Below are 23,210 nucleotides of genomic sequence, written 5' to 3' on the forward strand. Positions count from 1 at the left end.
GACAGGGGCGGCAGCTGCGCCAGGGCGCAGCCGCCACAAAGATACCACTCAATCAGGAAGTTGCAGGCAGCGCAGAAATGCCCCGCCGCCCATCAGGGGGAAGATGGCAGAAAAGCACTTTACGGCGCTATTGGTTCCCGGATGAAAGCTGGAGCAAGGTGGGAAGCAAAGCCGTGCTGTGTATGAACGTCATGCTGAGCTTGCCTAAGCATCTCTGCTGCTTCGTTGTAGTGCCAATTGATTAGCCTCGGTAGAGATGCTTCGGCAAGCTCAGCATGACGGTCTATTAAGAAGTTCTACCGCACCGGGCCCGTGTCCACCGTTTTCTGCAGGCGGGTCTGGGCTTCCAGGGGAAGCTTGCTGAGCAGGTCGAGGCCGGTGGCGGCTTCCAGGGCGTCCACGCTCACGCGGTAGCGGCTCCAGTCGGGGCTCACGGCTTGGTCATTGGGGGTGTCGATGGCGAGGATGCGGGCCTGGCCGGCGGCAATGCGCTGCAGGTCGTTGGCGCCTTCGGGCAGCAGCACCAGCAGCTTCCAGACCCGGGCCGGCACCGTCACGCGGCCTTGGTCTATGGTGGTTTTCAGGCCGTTGAGGCCGGTGCCGCCTTTGCCGTAGCAACCCATCACCACGTACACTTCTTGGCCGCGCTGCACCTGGGCGCGGGTCCATTCCTCAAGGTTGCCCCAGGTGCGCTGGTTGTTGTTGGCCGCCTGCGGAATCATGTTGGTCATCAGGAACGTGGCCGAGTTGTCGTCGAGGTCGGTGGTGCGGTCGGCGCTGGGGCAGTTGTGGCCTTTATCGAAGCCGGAGCCGGAGTAGCTGTTGCGCGTGACGGCGTAGAACTGCCGTGGCAGGGCCGGGTCGGGGCGGAAGTCGTCCTGGCGCGGGGCCGCGCCCATCCAGGCGCGGTTGAGGTGCCAGCTCACCCAGGTGGGCGTGCCGCGCTGGGCGTTGTAGCCGATGGTGAACTGAGGCTTGGTGAGCAGGTAGTTGGTGGGGTTGTTGGCGTCGGCGGTGGCGCCGCTGGGGTTGCCCAGTGCCATGTTGTCGTCGCGGCCTACCACCACGGCCTGGCTCGGGTTGGCGGGTTGTGGAACTGTGGGCGAAGGCACGGTAGCCACGCTGCCGCCGCTGATGGCCGCACCGTTGGCGGCTTCCAGGGCAATATCGTCGATGTTGAGGCGGCCGGCACCGCCGTCGGTTTTGCGGATTTCCAGGCGCAGTGGCGCGGGCGTGGGGCCGGCCTGGAAGGTGGTGCTGAGCAGGCGCGGGCTCTGCACCCGCACCGGCTGCCCGATGCGGCGGAACGTGCGGCCGCCATCCACGCTGCCCCACAGCTCCCAGGTGGCGGCGGCGTCCTGCCCATACAGCGCGCTGCTGACCCGGATGGTGCGCACCCCGGCCGGAGCATCGAAATTCATCCGCACCCGGCCCTTGCCGCGCAGGCGGGCAGCGTGCTCGCCGTGCTTGTGGTCCTGCTCCGACGAGCCGATCAGGGCATCCTCAAAGTACCACAGTCCTGTGCCCAGCGGCTCGGCGGCGGCCGTGTAGGCACCTTTGCTGCCCGCCTCGAAGGTTTCGGGGAAAGCGGCGGCCTGCGCCACCTGCCGGCCGCCCGATTCCACCGGGATGGCCGGCGGCCCTTCGGGCAGCGGCGGGCGGGTATTCTCAACGGGCGCCTGCGAGCAAGCCAGCAGCGGGAGCAGAAACAGAGGAAAGAAGCGCATAACAGCGAAACAGGGCAGTGGGAAGATAGGGAGTGGCGCGAAGTTTGACACGAGCCCGGGCCGGAGCTGGCGGCAGGATTTTCGCCCTGCAAACCGGCCTGAAAACTACGTTAAACCTTTTATTTCCTTTCCGATGCTGAAAAAACTATGCTGTCTGCTACTGCTGGCCGGTGCCCCTTCGCTGACATATGCACAACTCCGTATGGTTCCTGCCCCCGTGCCGGCCCCGGCCCGCGGGTCCGTCTTGGAAGCCACGGCTACCAAAGAGCACGATACCATGGTCATTGAGCTGACCGATGCGCCGGCGGTGGCCTGGCGGCGGCTGGCGCAGGTGCTGGTGGCGCGCGGCTACGCCATCGAGCACAGCAGCCCGGAGCTGCTGACGCTGACCACGTACCCGCTAAGCGTGGACAACTCGGCGGTGCGCGTGAGTGGTATGGTGGAAGGGCAGAAGCTGACGGTGCGGACCTACTCGGTTAGCCAAAATGATAGCAATCCTGAAATCAACATCAGAGGACGCCGCCGCGGCGGCGACAATTCACAATGGCGGGAGCTGGAGGCTATTGGGCAGCAGCTGGGCGGTACCGTGCGCTACACCACTTCGGTCGCGCCGGAGTAGGGTGCGGGGCTGTGGCACGGACTTTAGTCCGTAGCCCGTCTGCGCGGGGGCATCTGTGCAAGCAGGAGCAACGGTGCGGGCTACGGGCTGAAGTCCGTGCTACACGCGGGGGAGCAGGCGCCTCCTACTTCTGCTTGACTTTGAGCTTGGTGGTGCTGGTGGGGGCCTGGGCCTGCTGCATCTGGGCGGCCAGCGGCAGGCTGCTCATGGCCAGGATGGCCTGGTCGCTGGAGAGGGAGGCGCAGGAGAGGGCCACCAGCGCGCCCTGCCACTTACAGCTGAAGCCTTCGAGGCGGCCCGGCCCGTAGAGAGACTCGAAGGTGGGGCGCACCTTGCCGGCGTCGGCGGCGCCCTTCACGATGATGGTGACGGCCGCAAACTGCCCCCGAAAGAACTTGTAGTGGATGCGGGCCGCCGTGAAGCTCCCGACGCGCAACTGCTCATCGAGGCGCTCATAGATTTTTACGTCGCCTTTGTCCTGCACCAGATTCAGGTGCAGCGCCTCGGTGAGCGGCGACCCGAAGGTGAGCCCCCGGAAGCCGTTGGCGACATCGAGGCGGGCAATGGACTGGGCGCGGGCTGGTAGGGTGAGCAGCAGGCAGAGCAGAGAGGCAAGCAGGAGTTTCATACAAGGGAAAGAAGGGCAACCGGTGCCGCGCGGCAATAACAAACGCTGCGCCAGAGACGGCAGTATAGCCATAAAATGGAGACTAAAAATTTGGTGTAGCCGCCTCATGCCCCAGCCCCTGCGCCGCTCGAAGTTCAGCATGAAAAGGGGAGGGGAACCAGATTTAAGAAAGTAGTAGAAAGCTAAAATCAGAGTCCCTCGTTTTGGGAGAGGAGTTTGGGGGGCGGTAGCTGGCGCAACGCCCCGCACCAAACCCCGTCCTTGCCCGCTACCTTGCCGCTTCAACCGCTTCACTACATGAAACACCCGCTACTCCTGGCTGCCACGTTGGCGGCCGCTGCTTACCTGTCTGCCTGCTCCGACTCGCCGGGGCGCAAAACGGCCGAGGCCGATGCTCAGCCCGACGTGGCGTTTGAGCGCTACAAGTCGCGCTTCATCGACTCGCTGTGGTACTACAACCCCGAGTGGGCCAGCGGCGCCGGCTACCACCGCTACGACTCGCTGCTGGTGGTGCCCAACGAGGGGCGCCGCCGCACCGAGGCCAAGGCCCTGCGGCGCCGCGCCACCGAGCTGGCCACGTTCAAGCCCGAGGAGCTGAGCGTCAACAACCAGACCGACTGGCGCCTGATGCAGAACTACGTGCGCAGCAGCGGCTTCTACGCCGACACGCTGCGCGACTGGCAGTGGAACCCAGCCAATTACAACCTGGGCGCCTCGGTGGGCGAAATCCTCAACGGCCGCTACTGGCCGCTGGACCGGCGCTTGCGGGCCATCAGCCTGAAAATCTCGCGTGCCACCGACTACTACGCCGCCGCCGCGCAAAACATCAGCACCCCCACCAAAGAGCACACCGAACTGGCCATTCTGCAGAACCAGGGCGGGCTGGAGGTGTTCGGTAAAGCGTTGGAAGACTCCGTGGCCCGCTCTGGGCTGAGTGCGCGGGAGAAACAGGAGTTTGCCGACCGGCTGGCTACCACGCGCCTGAGCATCGAGGGCTACCTGCGGTTCCTGAAAGCCGATGTGCTGCCGGCCGGCAAGTTCCGCAGCTTCCGGCTGGGCCAGGACCTGTTCGCCCGCAAGTTCAGCTACGACATTCAGAGCACGTACTCGGCCGGGCAGGTATACGAGAAGGCCCTCACGCACAAGCAGGAGCTGCTGCGCGACATGAAGACGCGGGCCACCCGGCTCTACCCGAAGTATTTCCCGGGCCAGCCGCTGCCCACCGACTCGCTGGCTACCGTGCAGCAGGTCATTGGCAAGCTCTCGGAGAAGCACGCCACGCCGGGCGGCTTCGTGCAGGCCGTGAAAGACCAGATGCCCACGCTGGTGAAGTGGGTGGATGACCACAAGCTGCTCACCCAGGACCCCAGCAAGCCGCTGGTGGTGCGCGAAACGCCGCTGTATATGCGCGGCAGCGGCGCGGGCGCCAGCATTTCGGCCCCTGGCCCCTACGACAAGGCCGCCAACACTTACTACAACGTGGAGCCGCTCACGGGCCAGCCCGAGGCCCAGGCCCAGAGCTACCTGCGCGAGTACAACACCTACACGCTGCAAATCCTCAACATCCACGAGGCTATTCCGGGGCACTATACGCAGCTCGTGTACGCCAACCGCAGCCCCTCGCTCATCAAGTCCATCTTCGGCAACGGAGCCATGGTGGAGGGCTGGGCCGTGTACGCCGAGCGCATGATGCTGGAAAGCGGCTACGGCGGCAACACCGACGAAATGTGGCTGATGTGGGACAAATGGAACATGCGCGTGACGCTCAACGCCATCCTCGACCACGAAGTGCACGTGAAAAATGCCTCCGAGGCCGCCACCGTGGCCATGCTGCGCCGCGACGGATTTCAGGAAGAGGCCGAGGCCCGCAACAAGTGGCGCCGCGCCACCCTGAGCCAGGTGCAGCTAAGCTCCTACTTCACCGGCTACACCGAAATCTACGACCTGCGCCAGGAGCTGAAGAAGGAGCAGGGCGCGGGCTTCGACTTGAAAGCCTTCCACGAGCAGTTCCTCAGCTACGGCAGCGCCCCGGTGCGCTACATCCGGGCCATGATGCTGAAGAAAGCCTAAGCCGCTGGCAGATTGTCCGGTTATGAGGAGGCCGCCCCGGAATGGAATTTCCGGGGCGGCTTTTTTGTGGGCGTTGCCGGAAGTATGGCGGTGGCGGTGTATCTTCGAAGTTAGGTTTCTCTAAATCATGGCGCTGCTTGCTAGTAGTGCACACTTTTCTTGCCGTATGAAAGTTGCTGAACGACAGCGGGTACACGATGTAAGCGATGAGCAGTTGCGCCAGCTCACGCACGAGCACCTCAAGGTGTTTGCCAAGTTCACATCAGAGAACTGTGATGTCTGCGAGCAGTTGGCCCCGCCGTTTGTGAAATTCTCGGACGACGAGGAATTTGAGACTATCTTGTTTGTGCGGCTGAACTCCGATGAAAACCCAGTCGCCAAAAAAATCATGCAGGAAAAAATAGCCCCGTTCTTCGTGTCGTACTGCCAGGGGCGCCTGCTGGAGTGCGACATGCTGACGACGGAAGCCGCCGTGCTGGGTATGTTGCAGCGCCTAAAAGAGTTTATGCCTCAAACCTCATGAGTGGGCTGCGCTTGCACAAAGACGTGTGGGCGCTGGTGGCCCTGGTAGTTTCGCTGCTATTCATGCTGCTGCTGTTCCGGTAGCGGCCGCAGGCTGCAGCGCCGTTTTGGGGCGCATAGCAAAGCCCGTTGTTTTCGGCCTGACCGAAAGCAGCGGGCTTTTTTTGAACTTGCGGCCCGCCGAGCCGGAGCGGCAGAAGTTGTTCGGGCAATACGTACGGCTCCGGCTCCCGTGCAGCAGATACTCTATGATAACGTTAGCCCCGCTCAAACAGGAACACGTGGCCAGCTTCTACCGCTGGATTCGTGACCCGGAGGTGATTGAGTATTCGTTGTCGGCTTTCCAACGCATGCAGACCGACGAGCAGATCAGCCAATGGTATTCGGCTACGCTACAGGACCAGAAAAGCCTTAACCTGGGCATCTTCCTCCCCGATACCAACGAGCTGATTGGCTATGCCGGGCTGTCGGGCATCTCCGGGACCAATCAGTCGGCCGAGTATTTCATTCTCATCGGGCAGAAAGCCTGCTGGGGCCAGGGCGTGGGCACCGCCGTAACCCGGCAGGTACTGGCCGTTGGCTTTGCAACCTATCAGCTCAACCGGATCATGCTCACGGTTTCGGAAACCAACGTTGGCGGCCTGAAGGCGTATGCCAAAGCTGGCTTTGTGGAAGAGGGCCGGATGCGGGAGGCGTGTAAAAGAAACGGCCTGTTTCACGACAAGATCATCATGTCGGTGCTGAAAGCAGAGTGGCAGAGTATGGGGGGCTGAAACGCAGACTGAGAGTTGAGGCTACCTTTGCTTGGCCTGGCTGCTACTCCCGGAAGCCGGTTTTCAACTTTCCGCAGTGTTTTTCATTCTTTCCAAGCTCCTCGATTTTCTGTTGTCGCCGGCCGTGTGGCTGGTATTGCTGCTGCTGGCGGCGGTGCTGGTGCGGCAGACGGCGCGCCGCCGCCAGCTGCTGCTGGCCACGCTGGCGCTGCTGCTGCTGCTCACCAACCCCGGCCTGATCAACGAGGCGCTGCTAGCCTGGGAGCTGCCCCCGGTGCGCCTACACCAACTGCCGCCCCGCGCCGACGCGGCCGTGCTGCTCACGGGCATCACCAGCGTCAGCAAGTCGCCGCACGACCGGGTGTACCTGCACGAAGGCGCCGACCGCCTCACCAATGCCCTGTGGCTGTGGCGGGCCGGGCGGGTGCGCCACATTCTGGTGTCGGGCGGCTCGGGCGCCATGCTACAAAAGGCCCACACCGAGGCCGCCGACCTCATCACGCTGCTGCACCTGGCCGGCGTGCCCGATTCGGTCATCATCAAAGAAGACCAGAGCCGCAACACCCGCGAAAATGCCCTGTTCACGCGGCGCATCACCCAGGCCCGGCCCGAGCTGGACACGCTCATTCTGGTGACGTCGGCGTTTCATCAGCGGCGGGCGCTGGGCTGCTTCGCGCAGGTGGGCCTGCACCCGCAGCCCTTCCCGGCCGGCTACTACAGCACCGACCGCGCCGCCACGCCCGACTACTGGCTCATGCCCGACCCGCAGGCCCTGAGCCGCTGGAGTCTGCTGCTGCACGAAATCAGCGGGTACGTGGTGTATAAGGTGCTGGGCTACGCGTGAGGTGGCGGCCTGACAAGGTTAATAAGTAAGCCCGTCATGCTGAGCGGAGCGAAGCATCTCGCTAGTGTGGTAGAATCATTTACCACACTAGCGAGATGCTTCGCTCCGCTCAGCATGACGGGCTTCTACTCTACCTTCTTCTTACCAGCCGCCGGTTTTTCAGATTTCGCTATCCAAATAGACTTCTGGTTCACGAACTCCCGGATGCCCAGATACGACAGCTCCCGGCCGTAGCCCGACTTCTTCACGCCGCCGAACGGCATTTCCGGGGCCGACTTCACGAGGCTGTTGACGAACACGGCGCCGGCTTCCACACGCCGGGCCAGTGCCTCGCCCCGCTCCACATCGGCCGTCCAGACGGAGCCGCCGAGGCCGAAGCGCGAGTCGTTGGCGAGGCGCACGGCGTCGTCGGCGTCTTTGGCTTCCAGCACCAGCGCCACCGGCCCGAATAGCTCCTCGTCGTAGGCGCGCTGGCCGGGCCGGATGTTGCTCAGGATCATGGGGCGGAACAGGGCCGTGCCGGGCTGGCTCTGGCCGCCGTGCAGCTCCACTTTGGCGCCCTGCTTAATCGAGTCGTTCACCTGTTCAGTCAGCTCGTCAGCCAGGTCGGGGCGGGCGAGGGGGCCGTACTGAGTGCCCTCCGAGAGCGGGTCGCCGGGCCGGAAGGCCAGCAGGTGGGTTTTCATCTTCGAGATAAACTCCTTCAGGACCGGCTTCTCCACAATGAAGCGCTTGGCCGCAATGCAACTCTGGCCGGCATTGATCATGCGCGCCTGTGCGGCCGTTTTGGCAGCCACCTCAATATCGGCGTCGGCCAGCACGATGAAGGCGTCGGAGCCACCCAGCTCCAGCACGGTTTTTTTGATGTAGCGCCCGGCCGTAGCGGCCACCTGGGCGCCGGCAGCTTCCGAGCCGGTGAGCGTCACGGCCCGCACCCGGTCGTCGGCAATGAGCGGCTCAATCAGGTCGGAGCCGATGAGCAGCGTGCGGAACGTGGCAGGAGGGAAGCCGGCATCATGAAAAATCTTTTCCAGCGCCAGCGCGCACTGTGGCACGTTGGAAGCGTGCTTGAGCAAACCCACGTTGCCGGCCATCAGGGCCGGGGCCGCGAAGCGCACCACCTGCCAGAACGGGAAGTTCCAGGGCATGATGGCCAGCACCACCCCAATGGGCTCGTGACTGATAAAGCTGCGCCGGGCTTCAGTCTTGATAATATCGTCGGCCAGGAACTGCTCGGCGTGCTCGGCATAGTAGTCGCAGCAGAGGGCACACTTCACGGCTTCGGCGCGGCCATCGGCAATGGGTTTGCCCATTTCCACGGCCATGAGGTGGGCCAGCTCGTCCTGCCGCTCGCGCAGCAGCTCGGCGGCGCGGCGCATGAGGCGGGTGCGCTCGGCAAACGGGGTGGTGCGCCAGGTGGCGGCAGCCCGGTGGCTTTGGGTGAGAATACGCTCGGTTTTCGACCAGGAAAAAGCCCGGAACCGGCGCTCTACGCGGCCGGTGTAGGGGTTGCGGGACTCAATAGGCATGGTAAGGGCGGGTAGGGAGAGAAACCGGCCGGCGGAAAGGCTCGGCCACAGAACAACTTATAGGCAAACGCAGCCGTAGCACGCGGGTTGTCATGCCGTTGCCGGGAGCTATAGCAAATTTACCGCCTCCCCAGCGCGAACAATTGCCCGGGAAGTGTACTTTCGCTTGTCGGTAAGCTCTGCTTCATTGCTCACTCGTACTATATCCCATTGCCCGTGAATGTCATTCCCCCCGAAGCCATGCCCCCGATAGCCGATGGCGAAGACCTGCTGGTGCAGCGTCTGCGTGACCGGGACGAGGCGGCCATGACGCTATTCTACGACCGGTATTCGGCTGCCCTCTACGGCGTTATCATGCGCGTCGTCAAGAAAGAGGAAGAAGCCGAAGACGTGCTGCAGGAAAGCATGGTCAAAATCTGGAACTCTTTCGCCTCCTACGATGCTAGCAAAGGCCGGCTGTTTACGTGGGTGATGAACGTGAGCCGGAATTTAGCCATCGACAAAATCCGCTCCCGACAGTACCGCGTAGGTACTCGTACCCAGCCGCTTGAAGACAGCGCCGCAGTACGTGAGCCCGCTTCGCCCACGTTCCGGCCCGAGCACATCGGTTTGCAGGAAATGACCAAAAAACTCTCCCCTGACCAACAGCAGGTCGTTGATATGCTGTACTTCGGCGGCTACACCCAGAGTGAGGTGGCCGACGAGCTGAATCTGCCGCTGGGCACGGTGAAAACCCGCGCCCGCGCTGCTATCAAGGTACTCTCTAAACTGATCCGATAGCCGTGGATACTCAGCAATATATCGAATCAGGCATTCTGGAAGAATACGCTCTAGGCGTACTCTCCGCCACTGACTCTGCCCAGGTAGAGCAGATGGCTGCCACGCATCCGGAAGTACAGCACGAGCTGCAGGCCATTATTGGCGGCCTCGATGAGTACGCTCAGGCCCATGCCATTACGCCGCCGCCCGCCATGCGGGAGCGGGTGCTGGCGGGCTGGCAGCAAGCCATCCGCAGCACGTCCGCTGATGCCACCGCCGACACGCCCGTAGTGCCGCTGGCGCCCGCCACCCCGGTAGCAACTCCGGAAACTCCTGTTACTGCCCCGCTGGGTGTGCCTAAGGCCCCCATCGTGCCCGACCCCGTCACCAAGGATGAGTCGGTAGTACGGTCCATCGGCAGTGCGCCGGAGCCCGCCTATGAGGCGGCGCCCCGCGCTGGCTATGGCTGGCTGATGGCGGCCTCGGTAGCACTGCTGCTGAGCTTGGCCGGCAACTACATCCTGTATAGCCGCTGGCAGAACACGGAAACGGCTCTGTTTGCTGCTCAGAATGAACAGGGACGTTTTGCCGCCACCCAGCAGGCATCCGAGAAGCGCCTGCTCACCCAGGACCGCGAGCTGGCCGTACTCCGCGACGAGCAGTACCAGAGCGTGATTCTGGCCGGAACGCCGGCCGCGCCTTCGGCCAAAGCGCGGGTGCTCTACAACCCCACTACCAAGGCCGTGTACGTGAACGTGCGCAGCCTGCCCGCGCCACCCGCCGGCAAGCAATACCAGCTCTGGGCCCTCGACAACGGCAAGCCCGTGGATGCTGGCGTGCTGGCCGCTACCACTGCCGCCGGCGACAGCCTGCAGCAGATGAAGGACATTGCCAGTGCCCAGGCTTTCGCCATGACGGTGGAAGATGCGGGCGGCAGCGCCTCGCCTACGCTCTCCACGATGACGGTGCTGGGCAAGATGCTTTAGAAAAGCGCAATGGCGCAGTAGGGGGCGTGAGGAGGAAAACTTCTTCACGCCCCTTTTTTGTCGGTCTGTTTTTGCCGGATTGCTGTTATTTAGGCTGGCAATTCCTTCTCCACTAGAATTTACTGCGGTGCACGGTACCATCTTCACACTCCTAAAACGCTACGTTCAAACGCAGTACGACCACAGCACGTGGGTGCGGCTGATGGAAGCGGCGGGCCTGAGCGCCACCAGCTTCGATCATAAAAACGTGTATCCTGATGAGCACATGTATGCGCTGGTCGGGCACGCCGCCGAAATGACCGGCCTCTCGGCGCAGGAGCTGCACGAGAAGTTCGGGGAGTATCTGGTGCCCGACCTGATGTACATGTACCAGAAGCTGCTGCAGCCCAACTGGACTACGCTGGACATGCTGGAGCATACCGAAAACACCATGCACCGGCAGGTTCGGCAGGAGCACGCCGAAAACGCCCCGCCCGTGCTGCAGGTCACTCGCCTCTCGCCCGACGAGCTGGAAATCAACTACGTATCGAAACGACGCATGGGGGCACTGGCTGTGGGCATCGTGCGCGGTATTGCCACTTACTACGACGAGGCTGACCGCATCCTGGTAGAGCCCGAAACCAGCGAGGACGGCGAGCAGGTCCGCATTCGGGTCCGCCGGGTGGCGGCGGCCTGAGGTCAATCGGCCCGTCCATCAGTATCGATTCTCTTCCACCACATTCTGTTTCTTTCCATGGAAAAGTCAACGTATTACAACCCCGCCGATCTGGCCAAATTTGGCAATATCACCGAGTGGCAGCCCGAAATGGGCAACAAGTTTTTCGCTTACTATGCCGAGGTGTTTAAGGAAGGCGCGCTTTCGGAGCGGGAAAAGGCGCTGATTGCGCTGGCAGTGGCCCACGCCGTGCAATGCCCCTACTGCATCGATGCCTACACGTCGGACTCGCTGCAGAAAGGCGCCGACGAAGCCCAGATGATGGAGGCCGTGCACGTTGCCGCCGCCATCAAGGGCGGAGCCGCTTTGGTGCACGGCGTTCAGATGATGAACAAGGCCAAGGAACTATCGATGTGAATCGCTGATTTGTGCTGATTGAGGTGATTCCGCTGATTTCCTTTGGTCAGACCTTATGGCCTTTTCAGTAGCAACTTCTGGTGACCAACGATCAGTGAAATCAATTCAATCAGCGTAAATCAGCGATTTATGAAGTCTCTCCAGGCGCGCCACGCGCTATTGGCCGATACCGGCTACCAGCTGACGGTACTTTCCCAGGCTGATGCTGCCGGGGCGCACCTGCCGGCGTTTGCGCACAAGCTGCGCGAAACCGGCCTGCTGCCGCTGCGCCCTACCAGTCTGCGCGTGATGCAGATCAACGTGGGCAAGATGTGCAACCAAGTGTGCAAGCACTGCCACGTAGACGCCGGGCCCGACCGCACCGAAATCATGACCCGCGAAACCATGCAGGAGTGCCTGGCGGCGCTGGCGCAGTCGGATATCCAGGTGGTGGACCTGACCGGCGGGGCACCGGAGATGAACCCGGACTTCCGCTGGCTGGTGGAGCAGATTTCGGCTCTGGGCCGCCAGACCATTGTGCGCTGCAACCTGACCATCATCGTGGCCAACAAGAAGTACCACGACCTGCCGGAGTTTTTTGCCAAGCACCAAGTGCAGGTAGTGTCGTCGTTGCCGCACTTCTCGGCGGCCCGCACCGATGCCCAGCGGGGCGAAGGCGTGTTCGGACGTTCCATCCGGGCCCTTCAGATGCTGAACGAGGTGGGCTATGGCGTGGAAGGCTCGGGTTTGCTGCTGGACCTGGTGTTCAACCCGTCGGGTGCTTTCCTGCCCGGCAGCCAGGCCTCGCTGGAGCGCGAGTTCAAGCAGCGGCTGCTGCGCGAGCATGGCATCGTGTTCAATAACCTACTGGCCATCACCAATCTGCCCGTGAGCCGCTTCTTGGAATATCTGCTGGAAAGCGGCAACTACGAGAGCTACATGGAGAAGCTGGTGGCGGCCTACAACCCCACGGCGGCCGAAAACGTGATGTGCCGCAGCACCCTCAGCGTCAGCTGGGACGGGCTGCTCTACGACTGCGACTTCAACCAGATGCTGGAGCTGCCCGTGGCCGCCCCCGCCCCCCAGCACATCCGCGACTTCGACGAGGCGGCGCTTAATGCCCGGGCCATCGTGGTAAACCAGCACTGCTTTGGCTGCACGGCTGGCGCGGGTTCCAGCTGCGGCGGTGCCACCACGTAGCCTGCTCAGCCGCCGTAACTGCCGTTAACCGCACCACTTTGTATGCTGAACCGCCTTGTACATAAGCTGGCCTGGCTTCGCCGCACGAGCCTTGTATCGTCGGGCCTGTGGCTGCTGGCGCTGGGAGCCTGCGGGCGAGAGCGGCAGGGCGAGCCGGCTCGCACCACTACCGCCTACGACCAGCTGCTGAAAACGCTGTACCGCAATACGGTGCCGTTGATGCAGCCAGCCCAGCTGGCCGCCACCCTGCAGGCCAAGCCCGGCGGCGTGGTGCTGCTGGACACCCGCACGCCCGACGAATACCGCATAAGCCACCTGCAGGGCGCCCGGTTTGTGGACTTCGGCACCTTCGAGAAGTCCGAGTTCCGCGACGTGCCCCGCGACCGGCCAGTAGTGGTGTACTGCTCGGTGGGCTACCGGAGCGAGCGGGTAGGGGAGCGGCTGCGCGCCCTCGGCTTCCGCGACGTGCGCAACCTCTACGGCGGCATTTTCCAGTGGGTGAACGACGGCTATCCGGTGGTCAACGCCCAGGGCCGCACCGACGAAGTACACCCATACTCGGTGCTGTGGAGCCCGTGGCTGAAAAAAGGCCGTAAGGTATACGAGTAGGCGCGCCGGCCTTGGTGTTGTGTAACGCGAGCTTTGTAGTGCGCCCCCGCGCCACTGGAACGGCTCTGAATGTAGCGCGAACTTTGTAGTTCGCATCCCGGCGCCGCTGAAACGAAATCGTCCGGGCGGCGCGGGGGCGCAAACTACAAAGTTCGCGCTACACGCAGCGACGTCACGTCAGCTTCTCAATTATTCCTTTTGAATCTTCTTCCGCTTATGTCTGCCACCAGTGCCAACCCTGCTCACCAGCACCTGCTCGTTTTTGCCCGTCATCCGGAGCTAGGCAAGGTGAAAACCCGGCTGGCCGCCGGCATCGGCAATGAAGCAGCGCTGGCCGTGTACCGGGAGCTGCTGGCCCATACCCGCGCCGTGGCGCAGGAGCTGCCCGCCCACAAAACCGTGTGGCTGGCCGAAACCCCCACGACCACCCCCGACAGCGCCGACGCCTGGCCGGATTACGAGCAGCAACTGCAGTTTTCCGGTGACCTGGGCACTCGCATGCTCACAGCATTTGCCCACGCTTTCAACCAGGGTGCCCGCGCCGTACTCATCGTTGGGACGGATTGCCCGGGTTTGTCCACGGCTATTCTGGAGCAGGCGTACGCCGCGCTGGCTACGCACGACCTGGTTGTAGGGCCGGCTGAGGATGGAGGGTATTACCTATTGGGAATGAAAGAGTTGTGTGAGGACATTTTTCTGGGGAAAAGCTGGAGCACCGACTCCGTGCTGGCCCATACCCTGGCCGACGCCGACCGGCTGGGCCTGACCGTCGCGCAGCTGCCCACGCTGCGCGACGTAGACGATGCCGCCGACCTGGCCGCCTGGCGCGCCATCTCCGGCGCGTAGAAGCCGGGGCCGGATTCAAGCGTCGGACAGCAGCTAAACAGCCGGGCGCGCCAGCCGCTGCCGATAATCCCAAAGCATTGCGCCCAGCAGCCCGCCGTATTCCAGCGCCAGCAGCCACGGATTCTCAGTGTAGGCCGTGGTCTGGTAGGCCGCGTACGACAACACCACCAGCCCCGACCACACGAAGGTGTAGCGGTAGCGCGTGAACACGCTCAGGGCCAGCAGCGGCGTCAGATACCACGGGTGCACGATGGTGGCCAGCAGGTAGTAGCCCGTGAGCAGCAGCAGCAGCGTGGCGGGCAGCGTGGTCCAGGTTGGGCGTTTCTCGCCGAAGGTCAGCAGCAGAATCCAGGCCACGCTGCCCAGCGCCAGCGCCGGCCCGATGCGGGCAATCTGGTTGTAGCCGGTGAGCCAGTAACCGCCGGCGCGCAGCAGGTAATACACGCTTGCGTTGAACTCGAAGCTGCGAAAATACAGGTCGAGGCTGCGGCCGATATTGCGGGCCAGCTCCGCCGATACAAACGGCGCGAATAGCAGCGCCACAGTCAGCAGCGTGAGGGTGCCGTAGGCTGCCGTGCGCCACCAGCCCAGCCGGCGCAGTAGCAGCGGCAGCAGCAGCAGCGGCAGCAGCTTGGTGCCCACCGCCAGCCCCAGCGCCCCCGCCGATATTGCCCAGCGCCCGCGCGTCAGCAGCCACAGCGCCAGCAGCAGCAGCGTCACCACCAAGGCCTCGAAGTGCAGGTTGCCGGTCAGCTCCACGAGTACCAACGGGTTGAGCAGATACCACAACGCCCGTTGCCGGGGCAGCCCCAGCTGCCGCAGCAGTGCCAGCAGCAACCCGGCCGTGGCGGCTTCGGCCAGCAGCAGTACCAGCCGCATCAGCAGTACCGCTCCTCGCTCGTGGTGCGGAAAGATTCCCGAAGCCACCCCAAATACCGCCTGGCACACCGGCGGATACACGGAGTAGTAGTGCGGCGAGTTCAGCTTCGGATAGAGTGTCCGGAGTTCCTTGGTGGCGGGTAGGGGCGAGGTGGTTGCCGGCCGGGGCGAGGTCGGCTTGGCCTGGACCCCAGCCGCAGAATCATCCGCTACGAGTTCATCCGGGCTGAACAGGTAAGGGTTGAGGCCGGCGGCCACCAGCAGGCCGTCCCAGCGGAAACGGTGGTAGTCGTCGGAGAGGGCGGGGAGGGCCGGCAGCCACAGCAGCCGCAGCAGCAGCGCCGCCAGCAGGCCCGCCCGCAGCGGCAGCCGCGAGTGCAGCAGCCACGCATACGCCCCAAACGCTACCCCAAACAGGCCCAGCAGCTGCCCGAATTCTGCCCGTGGCGTGGCGTAGGCCAGCCCCGCATACGCCCCGCCGGAAACCAGCAGCGCCAGCAATTGCCGGCCGCTTATCGGCCGCGAATCGTTAGCAAGCGGTTCGGGTGAGTGGGTGTCCGTCAGGCTGTTCATGCCGGGTAGCTGATCTGTTGGATGAAGAAGCCGACAACCGGTATCAGGCCCGGTGCCGGACGGAATACAGGAAGACAATCCCATAGCCGACCGTGAGCATCAGGTGGAAAGGCAGCAGGCCCCAGTCGCCGAGGTACAGGCCGGCGCCCACCCCGAAAGCGAAGTACAGCGTGAGCAGCCCTTCCGTGAACGTGAGGCCGTCGAGCAGGTCGCCGGTGCGGTAGCGGCGGCCACGCCAGCCGCCGGTGCGCTTCACCAGCCCCAGCTTGGGCGTGCGGATAAACGCCGACTGCCGGCCCTGGTAGCCCAGCAGCACCGCCCGCGCGTTGTGCAGCGTCAAACCCATCGACACCGACAAAAACAGCAGGAAGTCGGCCGCGAAGCGCCAGCGCGGGGCGGTGGGCTTGTCGAGGCGCCAGGCCGTGTAGTAGTAGTACACCAGCGGCACGAAGGCCAGCAAAAACACCGACGCCACCCGCAGCACCGGTTTCAGCTCCGGCAAATCGGCCCGCACGAATACCAGTGGCACACTCACCAGCGCCATCACCAGAATGGCCACAAACACCGAGCTGTTGAGCAGGTGAAACGTAGCATGGAGCTTAGTCGAGAGCGGCTGGCCGGAGCGCAGCACGTTGCGCAGGTGCTTGCGGGCGGTTTCGGCGGCGCCCTTGGTCCAGCGGAATTGCTGCGACTTTAGCGCATCGAGGGTGGCGGGCAGCTCGGCCGGGGCCACCACGTGGGGCAGGTAGTGGAAGCGCCAGCCCCGCAGCTGGGCCCGGTAGCTCAGGTCCAGGTCTTCGGTGAGCGTGTCGGCGTGCCAGCCGCCGGCATCCTCGATGCAGCTGCGGCGCCACACGCCGCCCGTGCCGTTGAAGTTGATGAAGTGCCCGCCGGCGTTGCGGCCCAGCTGCTCCACGTGGAAGTGCGCGTTCAGCCCGAACGCCTGCAGCTCTGTGAGCAGCGAGTACTCCTCGTTGAGGTGGCCCCAGCGCGTCTGGACCACGCCCAGGCGCGGCTCGTGCTGAAAGTAGGGCACCGTGCGGCGCAGAAAATCGGGCTGCGGCACAAAGTCGGCGTCGAAGATGGCCACCAGCTCGGCTTCGGAATGAGTCAGGCCGTAGGCTAGAGCGCCGGCCTTGTAGCCCTGGCGGTCGGGCCGGCGCACCTGCTCGATGTGCAGGCCGCGGGCTTGGTGGTAGGCCACGCGCGCCGCCACCAGGGCCACGGTTTCGTCGGTGGAGTCGTCGAGGACCTGGATGTGGAGTCGGTCGGTGGGGTAGTCGAGGGCGGCGCAGGCATCCAGCAGGCGCTCGGCCACAAACACCTCGTTGTAGAGCGGCAGCTGCACCGTCACGCGGGGCCACACGGCCGGCGCGGGCGGCTCCGGCGCCAACCCCTGCCGGTAGGCACGCCGGGCCAGCCGCGTCAGCTGAAACTGCGTGAGGCTGAAGCCCAACACAAACAGCAGACACAGCCCATAAACGACCAGCAGCGTGATTTCGAGGAAAAGCATTTCAAAAAATGACTAAAGAGAACGTCATGCAGAGGCGGAGCCGAAGCATCTCGCGTGCTGAGGTTGAGTTACTAATCCTGAGTAGGCAAGCGAGATGCTTCGGCTGCGCCTCTGCATGACGTTCTTACTTGCACAAGATCAACTCATTACAGATACCGGAAAATGGTCCAGAGGATTTTGTAGCCGGCGCCCAGCGTGCCGCGCACCGTGCCCGACACCTTGCTGGTGCCGATGCGGCGGCGGTAGCGCACCGGTACTTCGGTGTTGCGCAGGCGCAGCTTGGCGGCTTTGAGCTGCATTTCCACCGTCCAGCCGTAGGTGGTGTCAGCCATGCCAATACGTTGCAGCGCCTCCCGCCGGATTGCCCGAAACGGGCCCAGATCGGTGAAGTGGGCTCCGTAGAGGCGGCGCAGCAGGGAAGTGGCCAGCCAGTTGCCGAAAATCTGCTGGGGCATCATGGAGCCGGCTTCCCGCTCGCCCAGCGCCCGTGAGCCAATCACCATATCGGCTTCGCCGCGCAGGATAGGCGCCACCAGCATCGGCATTTCCTCGGGGTAGTCGGAATGGTCGCCGTCCAGAAACACAATGATGTCGGCCTGCTCGGGCAGGGGGCGGGCGAAGGCGTGGGCCATGCCGGCCAGGCAGGCGTGGCCGTAGCCGGGGCGGTTTTCGCGCAGCACCGTGGCGCCGGCCGCACGGGCCACCTCGCCGGTACGGTCGGAGGAGTTGTTGTCGACTACAATGACTTCCCGCACCAGACCGGCCGGAATCTCGCGCAGCACTTGCGCAATGGACTGCTCTTCGTTGAAGGCAGGAATAATGACGTCAATCAGCATGGCAGGGGCAGCACATAGCCGCCCGCTTTTGGAGGGCAGAGAAAATTACAGGCTACAAAGATGCAGACTTGGACCCGGTTGGCGCCTACGGCTGGTCCCGGCGGGCGCAACATTCGGCCTGGGCTGCCGGTTTCCAGCTACTTTTGTGCCCTGGCGCCCCGGCTTATTGTTTGGGGTCCAGGTTTCTCCTCAAATTCTTCGCGCGTACTGCGCGCCCCGCATATGCTTCAGATAGGCGACCAGGCTCCCGACTTCACCCTCAAAACCACCACCGGCGACACGTTCCGCTTGAGCGAGCAGCACGGCCAGCGCGCCATCGTGCTGTATTTCTACCCCAAAGACGACACCCCCGGCTGTACCGCCGAGGCCTGCTCGTTCCGCGACCAGTACCAGGATTTCCAGGACCTCGGGGCCGAAGTGGTAGGCATTAGCTCCGACTCGGAAGCCTCGCACCAGAAGTTCACCCAGAAGCACCGGCTGCCCTTTCCGCTGCTGGCCGATGCCGGCGGGCAGGTGCGCAAGCTCTACGAAGTGCCCCGCGCCCTGTTGGGTTTGCTGCCCGGCCGCGTCACGTTCGTCATCGACAAGGAAGGCGCCATCCGCTACATCTTCAACTCCATGAACCGGGCCACCGACCACGTGGAAACGGCCAAAAAAGTGCTGGCTGAATTGAGCCAGGTTTAATATATAATATAATAAATATTTTCCTTTCTGCTGCCTGGCTGATACTTTTGGGCCTATGGATACCTTGCCCGACGAGTTGATTCCTGCCAATGATGCGCACCGCCTGCGGACCCTGCATCAGTACCGGATTCTGAACACCACACCCGAGCCCGTATTCGACGAATACGTGGCGCTGGCGGCGCAGCTATTCAACCTGCCCATCTCGCTGATTTCGTTGGTAAATGAGCAGGAAGTGTTTTTCAAAGCCAATACCGGTATGCCGGGCCTGGAGCGAGTTGACCGGCCCGACAGTCTGTGCTCGGCCGCCGTGCTGCAGGATAAGGTGCTGTCGTTTGAAGACCTGTCGGCTAACAGCTGCCAGCTGATCAACCCCTACATGGCGCAGTCGGCCGGGCTGCGGTTCTATGCTGGCGCGGCCCTGCGCATGCCCAACGGCGACAATATCGGGTCGTTGTGCGTGATTGGGCGCGAGCCCCGTGCCATTACGGCTGGTGAAGAAGCCCTGCTGATGGACCTAGCCGATTTGGCCAGCCGCACCATTCAGCTGCGCCAGCTGATGCTGGACAGTGGCCAGCTCCGGGAGTGGCAGCAGGTGCAGGCCGAGCTGCAGGAGCTGCTGCACGACAACTCGGCGCTGGCGCGCTACCTCACCAGTCGCACCGGTACTGTGTCGGCCAATGAGGTGGATCTGCGCGGGGTGCAGCAGCGGCTGCAGGTGCTGCACCGCAGCCTCGACCGGCACATGGCGGAAGTGGCCCGCCTGAGTCCTTCGGCCAACCAGGAAAATCAGTAGACTGCTGGCATCGGCAGCAGGCAGCGGCCTATATTTGCGGCCTTTAGCTGTGTACTACAATGGGAGCTTTATTGATTGATATGCTGCAGCGGGCCCAGCGCAGCCGCCGCATTGTGTCGGTACAAACTGGCGGCACGCTGTTTCTGGGATACGTGCTTAGTATCAACCCCGAGCTGCTGGTGCTGCGCACCATCACGCGGCAGGGCCTGCTCACGGGCGTCCGGACGCTCAGCCTGGATACTGTGTCGGAAGTGCATTTTGATGACCGGTACGTGCGCCTGATTGAGTTCAAGGAAAACAACCCCGAAGTAGCCTACGGCCAAGCTGCCGCCCCCGACGGCCTCGATACCACCTACCACACGGTGCCCGCGCTGCTCCAGCACGCCCTCGATACGCACCAGCTACTGCTGATCGAAACCCAGAGCGACCATGACTTCTACGGCTACGTGGTGCGGCTCACGGAAGAAGAGCTGATGCTGGAAGTGTACACCCAGTACGGCGAGGCCGACGGCCACACCGTGCTCAGCCTCGACGACGTGCGCAGCGTAATCTGGAGCGACGAGGACACGCGCACCATCGAGCTGCTGCTGCGCCAGCGCGACCAGGCCGCCGGCAGCTAGCCGCCCCGCGTGGTCAGACTACGCCAGCAGTTCTGCGTAAGCGGGAGTTCACCTGTTTTGCTTTGCTGATGCTGCGTTCCTGCTTTCTGGTGCTGCTATTGCTGCTGGCCCGCGTCGGGGCTACCCAGTCGGTGCCCGCTACTCTCAATGCCACCCTCTCCGGCTACGACTATCCGTTTGCGGTGCGTGTGCTTCCTCTGAAGCTGGAAGGGCAGCAGTTGCGCATGGCCTACATGGACGTGCAACCCACTTCACGGGCCAACGGGCACACGGTACTGCTCCTGCACGGCAAAAACTTCTTCGGGGCCTATTGGGAGGAAACTATCCGGGCGCTGACGGCCGCTGGCTTCCGGGTGGTGGTGCCCGATCAGCTGGGCTTCGGCAAGTCCGACAAGCCGGATATTCACTATTCCTTTCACCAGCTGGCCCGCAACACCCGGCAGCTGCTCGATACGCTGGGGGTGAAGAAGGCCGTGGTGGTGGGGCACAGCATGGGCGGTATGCTGGCCACGCGCTTCGCCCTGCTCTACCCCGAAACCACCGAAAAGCTGGTGCTCGAAAACCCCATCGGGCTGGAGGATTACCGCGTGGGGGTGCCGTTTCAGTCCGTCGACCAGGCCGAAGCCACCGAGCGCAAAAGCACCGAAGCCAGCATCCGGAAATACCACGCCACCTACTACCCGCGCGGCTACCCCGCCGCCCACGACCAGTGGCTGCTGCCGCTGGCCGCCCAGACCAAAAGTCCGGATTTCGGGCAGGTGGCCCGCGCCAACGCCCTCACCTTCGACATGATCTACCAGCAGCCGCTCTGCTACGAGTTCGGCCAGGTGCGGGTGCCCACGCTGCTGATTATTGGGCAGGACGACCGCACGGTGGTGGGCAAAGGCCTCATCAAAGATCCGCAGGTGCTGGCCGCTATGGGCCAGTATCCGGCCTTGGGCAAGCGCGTGGCCGCCCAGATCAAGGGGGCCAGGCTGGTGCCGCTGGCCGGCGTGGGCCACATTCCGCACCTGGAAGCCACCCCGCAGTTTCTGGCGGCGCTGCTGGCATTCGTGAAGCCGTAAGGTGGTTGGCTCTGGATGCGTAGGAGTAGCAGGCGCCCACGGGCAGATATCTGGATTCAGCTGTAAGTTGCGGTTGAATCCAGCCTGTTTATGCTTCATACCTATCTGCGTTGGCTGCTGCCGGCGTTGTTGCTGACGACTGCGCCCGCGCTGGCACAGCGCACAGCCGCTCAAACCAAGAAAAACCGCGCCCTAGCTCGCCGGCCGGCCAAGAAGCCGGCCTTGGTTGCGGCCAGCCCGCAGGCGTTGATAGTGAGCGTCGGCGACACCGGAAAAAGCATGTTTGTTGTGCCGCAGGTGCAATTGACCATCCCGGCAGCGGCGGCCCGCATCAATCAGTATATGATAGATGCGGCTTTGGGCGAAGACCTGGAAGTGCTGCCCGATACCCTGACGGCGGCCAGTGGCATCCGGCAGGCCCTGGCCGAGTATGAGACGAACGGGCAGAGTGGGTTTGTGAGAGCCAGCTACGAGGTGCTCTACAACGACCATTTCCTGTTGTCCATGGAGTTTACGGCGGAGTACATGGGGGCATATCCGTCGTCGTCGGTGCGACATGCCACCTTCGATTTGCGCACCGGCCGCCTGCTGCAGGTGCGCGACCTGCTGGCCGACACGCTGGCGCTGCGCCAGCGTTGGCAGCAGTCCATCAACCGCCGCATCGGGGCGCACCTCGCCGCTTTGCCCGCCAGCTACCCGGAGCTGGATACCGCCATGCTGGCCGACGTGCGCCAGCGCCTGCACTGGAACGACAGCACCCGCACCGCCACCCTCGAAGCCAACGACCCGCGCTTCTACGACTTCGCCCTCACGCCCTTCGGCCTCACGCTCTACTACGACTTCGGCTTTCCGCACGTCATCCAGGCCCTGCAGCCCGAGTCCGACTACCTGTTTCCCTACGCCGACCTCAAAGCCTGGCTGAAACCGAAAGGCCCGCTGGAGTTCAGGCGTTAGTTAGCGCCGATTGGGAAACGAAACCTCACATACGCACCGAAACCCGATGTGCGGTGCCGGGCCCTCGTAGCGGCCCCGGGCCTGCACAGTGCAGGCTTCCAGTGGGTCAAGGTAGCTGCCACCCTTCGTGACTCCTTTTTCCTGCACCATTTCGGCCGCGTTGCCGAGCATGTGATACAGGCCGAAGGCAGAGGGGGCCAAGCTATAGACGTAGTCGGGGGTTCGCAACGCCAGAAAATCCGGGACTTCGTGCCTGTAGTGCAGCATTGGCAGGGGAGTTTGCTGACGATTGAAGGCTACGATGTCATCTTTGATGGCAGCAACAGAGTGTGAACTGCCTGAACGAGTTTTGAAATAGGCTGCGGCTCCAGGGTTTATGCGGGCCTTTTGCTGCAAGCAGGAAGCACCATACGGATTTCCCTTTACACCACTGCCGGCCGTGTACTCCCATTCAGTCTCGGTGGGCAGGCGGTAGACTACGCGTACATAGTCTGCGGCCAGTGTGTCCGGGGCCGATGCCGCCCGGCCGGGTTGGCCCTGCCAGACAGCTGCCGTTACTTGCCGGCTGCGCCACCGACAGTAGGCCTGCACCTGTTCATATTCTATCCCTACTACCGGATAGAAGTGGTAAAAAGGATGGAGGAAATATTCGGGGATTGGCAACGCTTCACGTCGGGGCCACATGCGGGCGGCAATGGCGGAGTCGCCATTGAATTCCAGGTAACGGATAAACTGCTGCCATTCCAAGTTGCTGACTTCGGCTTGGTCGGGCCGGAAATCCACAGTGGGCAGCAGGATATTGCCGGGAAGGAGTAGTGTCTGGTTGCCAGCGGCGCGGGCTTTGGCAACCGGTGACGCCAGAGTATCAGTGGCCGGTACCGGGCAGGGCAGAAGCTGCTGAAGCGTTGCATAGTCAGGAAATCCCCGGTAGGCTGGCGCAGGGTAGTTATCTATTACTACAACCGCCAGCCCTGACTCAGTAACAGGCATTGGCGGCTTTGAATCAGGCCAAGCGTCTAGGCCACGCCCCAAAAACGGTAGCCCAGTGTAAGGGCTGTAGAGGCCTGGCCGCACGCTGCTAGGAAAAACAGCTGAACAGCCGGCAAGAAGCAGCGCCACCATACTGGCTGC

24 protein-coding genes are annotated in these 23,210 nt (G+C 63.2%); 17 read left to right on the forward strand and 7 right to left on the reverse strand.

The genetic code is table 11. From position 1 onward, the window contains the following. Positions 1-296 precede the first annotated feature (296 nt). The gene (locus O3303_RS03975) at positions 297-1,727 is read right to left on the reverse strand and encodes a DNA/RNA non-specific endonuclease (RefSeq protein ID WP_269560769.1); all 1,431 of its coding nucleotides are present in this window, start codon (positions 1,725-1,727) and stop codon (positions 297-299) included. A gap of 202 nt (positions 1,728-1,929) precedes the next feature. Here O3303_RS03975 and O3303_RS03980 point away from each other — a divergent pair, with 202 nt between their 5' ends. Beyond that, the gene (locus O3303_RS03980; RefSeq protein WP_269560770.1) at positions 1,930-2,346 is read left to right on the forward strand and encodes a hypothetical protein; all 417 of its coding nucleotides are present in this window, start codon (positions 1,930-1,932) and stop codon (positions 2,344-2,346) included. A gap of 124 nt (positions 2,347-2,470) precedes the next feature. On the opposite strand, the gene O3303_RS03985 is transcribed toward O3303_RS03980, so the two are convergent. Beyond that, positions 2,471-2,974: a hypothetical protein gene (locus O3303_RS03985; protein WP_269560771.1), complete on the reverse strand. Its 504-nt coding sequence runs from the start codon at positions 2,972-2,974 to the stop codon at positions 2,471-2,473. Positions 2,975-3,271: 297 nt separating this feature from the next. On the opposite strand from O3303_RS03985, the gene O3303_RS03990 reads away from it, so the two are divergent. From O3303_RS03990 to O3303_RS04005, 4 genes are all read left to right on the forward strand, one after another. Continuing rightward, a complete protein-coding gene (locus tag O3303_RS03990; RefSeq protein WP_269560772.1) occupies positions 3,272-5,044 on the forward strand; it encodes a DUF885 domain-containing protein in 1,773 nt (590 codons plus the stop codon). A gap of 166 nt (positions 5,045-5,210) precedes the next feature. Continuing rightward, the gene (locus O3303_RS03995; RefSeq protein WP_269560773.1) at positions 5,211-5,567 is read left to right on the forward strand and encodes a thioredoxin family protein; all 357 of its coding nucleotides are present in this window, start codon (positions 5,211-5,213) and stop codon (positions 5,565-5,567) included. 247 nt (positions 5,568-5,814) lie between these two features. Continuing rightward, entirely contained in the window at positions 5,815-6,339 is a 525-nt protein-coding gene (locus O3303_RS04000) for a GNAT family N-acetyltransferase (RefSeq protein ID WP_269560774.1), read from the forward strand. Between the two features lie 76 nt (positions 6,340-6,415). Further along, complete coding sequence (locus O3303_RS04005; protein ID WP_269560775.1) at positions 6,416-7,183, forward strand: YdcF family protein; 768 nt, start codon at positions 6,416-6,418, stop codon at positions 7,181-7,183. A gap of 125 nt (positions 7,184-7,308) precedes the next feature. On the opposite strand, the gene O3303_RS04010 is transcribed toward O3303_RS04005, so the two are convergent. After that, the gene (locus O3303_RS04010; protein ID WP_269560776.1) at positions 7,309-8,712 is read right to left on the reverse strand and encodes an NAD-dependent succinate-semialdehyde dehydrogenase; all 1,404 of its coding nucleotides are present in this window, start codon (positions 8,710-8,712) and stop codon (positions 7,309-7,311) included. A 216-nt stretch (positions 8,713-8,928) separates the two neighbouring features. Here O3303_RS04010 and O3303_RS04015 point away from each other — a divergent pair, with 216 nt between their 5' ends. The 7 genes from O3303_RS04015 (at position 8,929) to O3303_RS04045 (ending at position 14,163) form a co-directional block, all read left to right on the forward strand. Beyond that, positions 8,929-9,492 (forward strand): RNA polymerase sigma factor, encoded by a 564-nt coding sequence (locus O3303_RS04015; protein ID WP_269560777.1) that lies wholly within the window; start codon positions 8,929-8,931, stop codon positions 9,490-9,492. Between the two features lie 2 nt (positions 9,493-9,494). Then, entirely contained in the window at positions 9,495-10,457 is a 963-nt protein-coding gene (locus O3303_RS04020) for an anti-sigma factor (RefSeq protein WP_269560778.1), read from the forward strand. A gap of 127 nt (positions 10,458-10,584) precedes the next feature. Then, positions 10,585-11,133, forward strand: coding sequence for a heme NO-binding domain-containing protein (locus O3303_RS04025; RefSeq protein WP_269560779.1), 549 nt, complete (start codon positions 10,585-10,587; stop codon positions 11,131-11,133). Positions 11,134-11,190: 57 nt separating this feature from the next. Beyond that, positions 11,191-11,529, forward strand: coding sequence for an arsenosugar biosynthesis-associated peroxidase-like protein (locus O3303_RS04030; protein ID WP_269560780.1), 339 nt, complete (start codon positions 11,191-11,193; stop codon positions 11,527-11,529). Positions 11,530-11,658: 129 nt separating this feature from the next. Beyond that, complete coding sequence (gene arsS / locus O3303_RS04035; RefSeq protein ID WP_269560781.1) at positions 11,659-12,708, forward strand: arsenosugar biosynthesis radical SAM (seleno)protein ArsS; 1,050 nt, start codon at positions 11,659-11,661, stop codon at positions 12,706-12,708. A gap of 42 nt (positions 12,709-12,750) precedes the next feature. Next, the gene (locus O3303_RS04040; RefSeq protein WP_269560782.1) at positions 12,751-13,317 is read left to right on the forward strand and encodes a rhodanese-like domain-containing protein; all 567 of its coding nucleotides are present in this window, start codon (positions 12,751-12,753) and stop codon (positions 13,315-13,317) included. A gap of 216 nt (positions 13,318-13,533) precedes the next feature. After that, on the forward strand, positions 13,534-14,163 hold the full coding sequence (locus tag O3303_RS04045; protein WP_269560783.1) for a TIGR04282 family arsenosugar biosynthesis glycosyltransferase: 630 nt from the start codon (positions 13,534-13,536) through the stop codon (positions 14,161-14,163). A gap of 33 nt (positions 14,164-14,196) precedes the next feature. On the opposite strand, the gene O3303_RS04050 is transcribed toward O3303_RS04045, so the two are convergent. From O3303_RS04050 to O3303_RS04060, 3 genes are all read right to left on the reverse strand, one after another. Then, a complete protein-coding gene (locus tag O3303_RS04050) occupies positions 14,197-15,615 on the reverse strand; it encodes an MptA/MptB family glycosyltransferase (RefSeq protein ID WP_269560784.1) in 1,419 nt (472 codons plus the stop codon). A gap of 43 nt (positions 15,616-15,658) precedes the next feature. Next, a complete protein-coding gene (locus tag O3303_RS04055) occupies positions 15,659-17,128 on the reverse strand; it encodes a cellulose synthase family protein (RefSeq protein WP_269560785.1) in 1,470 nt (489 codons plus the stop codon). Between the two features lie 146 nt (positions 17,129-17,274). Beyond that, complete coding sequence (locus O3303_RS04060) at positions 17,275-17,964, reverse strand: glycosyltransferase family 2 protein (RefSeq protein ID WP_269560786.1); 690 nt, start codon at positions 17,962-17,964, stop codon at positions 17,275-17,277. A 222-nt stretch (positions 17,965-18,186) separates the two neighbouring features. Between O3303_RS04060 and O3303_RS04065 the strand changes: the two genes are divergently transcribed. The 5 genes from O3303_RS04065 to O3303_RS04085 all read left to right on the forward strand — a co-directional run bounded on the left by O3303_RS04065 (position 18,187) and on the right by O3303_RS04085 (position 22,079). Continuing rightward, on the forward strand, positions 18,187-18,648 hold the full coding sequence (locus tag O3303_RS04065) for a peroxiredoxin (protein ID WP_269560787.1): 462 nt from the start codon (positions 18,187-18,189) through the stop codon (positions 18,646-18,648). Between the two features lie 55 nt (positions 18,649-18,703). Then, positions 18,704-19,441, forward strand: coding sequence for a GAF domain-containing protein (locus O3303_RS04070; protein ID WP_269560788.1), 738 nt, complete (start codon positions 18,704-18,706; stop codon positions 19,439-19,441). Positions 19,442-19,500: 59 nt separating this feature from the next. Further along, positions 19,501-20,061, forward strand: a complete 561-nt coding sequence (locus tag O3303_RS04075; protein ID WP_269560789.1) for a hypothetical protein — start codon at positions 19,501-19,503, stop codon at positions 20,059-20,061. 68 nt (positions 20,062-20,129) lie between these two features. Beyond that, positions 20,130-21,125, forward strand: a complete 996-nt coding sequence (locus tag O3303_RS04080; protein WP_269560790.1) for an alpha/beta fold hydrolase — start codon at positions 20,130-20,132, stop codon at positions 21,123-21,125. Positions 21,126-21,215: 90 nt separating this feature from the next. Beyond that, the gene (locus O3303_RS04085) at positions 21,216-22,079 is read left to right on the forward strand and encodes a hypothetical protein (RefSeq protein WP_269560791.1); all 864 of its coding nucleotides are present in this window, start codon (positions 21,216-21,218) and stop codon (positions 22,077-22,079) included. Here O3303_RS04085 and O3303_RS04090 read toward each other — a convergent pair whose 3' ends face one another. After that, the gene (locus tag O3303_RS04090) at positions 22,080-23,069 is read right to left on the reverse strand and encodes a formylglycine-generating enzyme family protein (protein WP_269560792.1); all 990 of its coding nucleotides are present in this window, start codon (positions 23,067-23,069) and stop codon (positions 22,080-22,082) included. Positions 23,070-23,210: the final 141 nt, after the last annotated feature.

This window comes from Hymenobacter canadensis, assembly GCF_027359925.1.
Classification (GTDB): Bacteria; Bacteroidota; Bacteroidia; order Cytophagales; family Hymenobacteraceae; genus Hymenobacter; species Hymenobacter canadensis.

What these genes read in the sequence shown, in the direction of transcription:
- O3303_RS03975 (WP_269560769.1), bottom strand. Translation starts at nt 1,727, where the DNA reads ATGCGCTTCTTTCCTCTGTTTCTGCTCCCGCTGCTGGCTTGCTCGCAG.
- O3303_RS03980 (WP_269560770.1), top strand. Translation starts at nt 1,930, where the DNA reads ATGGTTCCTGCCCCCGTGCCGGCCCCGGCCCGCGGGTCCGTCTTGGAA.
- O3303_RS03985 (WP_269560771.1), bottom strand. Translation starts at nt 2,974, where the DNA reads ATGAAACTCCTGCTTGCCTCTCTGCTCTGCCTGCTGCTCACCCTACCA.
- O3303_RS03990 (WP_269560772.1), top strand. Translation starts at nt 3,272, where the DNA reads ATGAAACACCCGCTACTCCTGGCTGCCACGTTGGCGGCCGCTGCTTAC.
- O3303_RS03995 (WP_269560773.1), top strand. Translation starts at nt 5,211, where the DNA reads ATGAAAGTTGCTGAACGACAGCGGGTACACGATGTAAGCGATGAGCAG.
- O3303_RS04000 (WP_269560774.1), top strand. Translation starts at nt 5,815, where the DNA reads ATGATAACGTTAGCCCCGCTCAAACAGGAACACGTGGCCAGCTTCTAC.
- O3303_RS04010 (WP_269560776.1), bottom strand. Translation starts at nt 8,712, where the DNA reads ATGCCTATTGAGTCCCGCAACCCCTACACCGGCCGCGTAGAGCGCCGG.
- O3303_RS04030 (WP_269560780.1), top strand. Translation starts at nt 11,191, where the DNA reads ATGGAAAAGTCAACGTATTACAACCCCGCCGATCTGGCCAAATTTGGC.
- arsS (WP_269560781.1), top strand. Translation starts at nt 11,659, where the DNA reads ATGAAGTCTCTCCAGGCGCGCCACGCGCTATTGGCCGATACCGGCTAC.
- O3303_RS04040 (WP_269560782.1), top strand. Translation starts at nt 12,751, where the DNA reads ATGCTGAACCGCCTTGTACATAAGCTGGCCTGGCTTCGCCGCACGAGC.
- O3303_RS04045 (WP_269560783.1), top strand. Translation starts at nt 13,534, where the DNA reads ATGTCTGCCACCAGTGCCAACCCTGCTCACCAGCACCTGCTCGTTTTT.
- O3303_RS04050 (WP_269560784.1), bottom strand. Translation starts at nt 15,615, where the DNA reads ATGAACAGCCTGACGGACACCCACTCACCCGAACCGCTTGCTAACGAT.
- O3303_RS04055 (WP_269560785.1), bottom strand. Translation starts at nt 17,128, where the DNA reads ATGCTTTTCCTCGAAATCACGCTGCTGGTCGTTTATGGGCTGTGTCTG.
- O3303_RS04060 (WP_269560786.1), bottom strand. Translation starts at nt 17,964, where the DNA reads ATGCTGATTGACGTCATTATTCCTGCCTTCAACGAAGAGCAGTCCATT.
- O3303_RS04065 (WP_269560787.1), top strand. Translation starts at nt 18,187, where the DNA reads ATGCTTCAGATAGGCGACCAGGCTCCCGACTTCACCCTCAAAACCACC.
- O3303_RS04070 (WP_269560788.1), top strand. Translation starts at nt 18,704, where the DNA reads ATGGATACCTTGCCCGACGAGTTGATTCCTGCCAATGATGCGCACCGC.
- O3303_RS04075 (WP_269560789.1), top strand. Translation starts at nt 19,501, where the DNA reads ATGGGAGCTTTATTGATTGATATGCTGCAGCGGGCCCAGCGCAGCCGC.
- O3303_RS04080 (WP_269560790.1), top strand. Translation starts at nt 20,130, where the DNA reads ATGCTGCGTTCCTGCTTTCTGGTGCTGCTATTGCTGCTGGCCCGCGTC.
- O3303_RS04085 (WP_269560791.1), top strand. Translation starts at nt 21,216, where the DNA reads ATGCTTCATACCTATCTGCGTTGGCTGCTGCCGGCGTTGTTGCTGACG.
- O3303_RS04090 (WP_269560792.1), bottom strand. Translation starts at nt 23,069, where the DNA reads ATGCCTGTTACTGAGTCAGGGCTGGCGGTTGTAGTAATAGATAACTAC.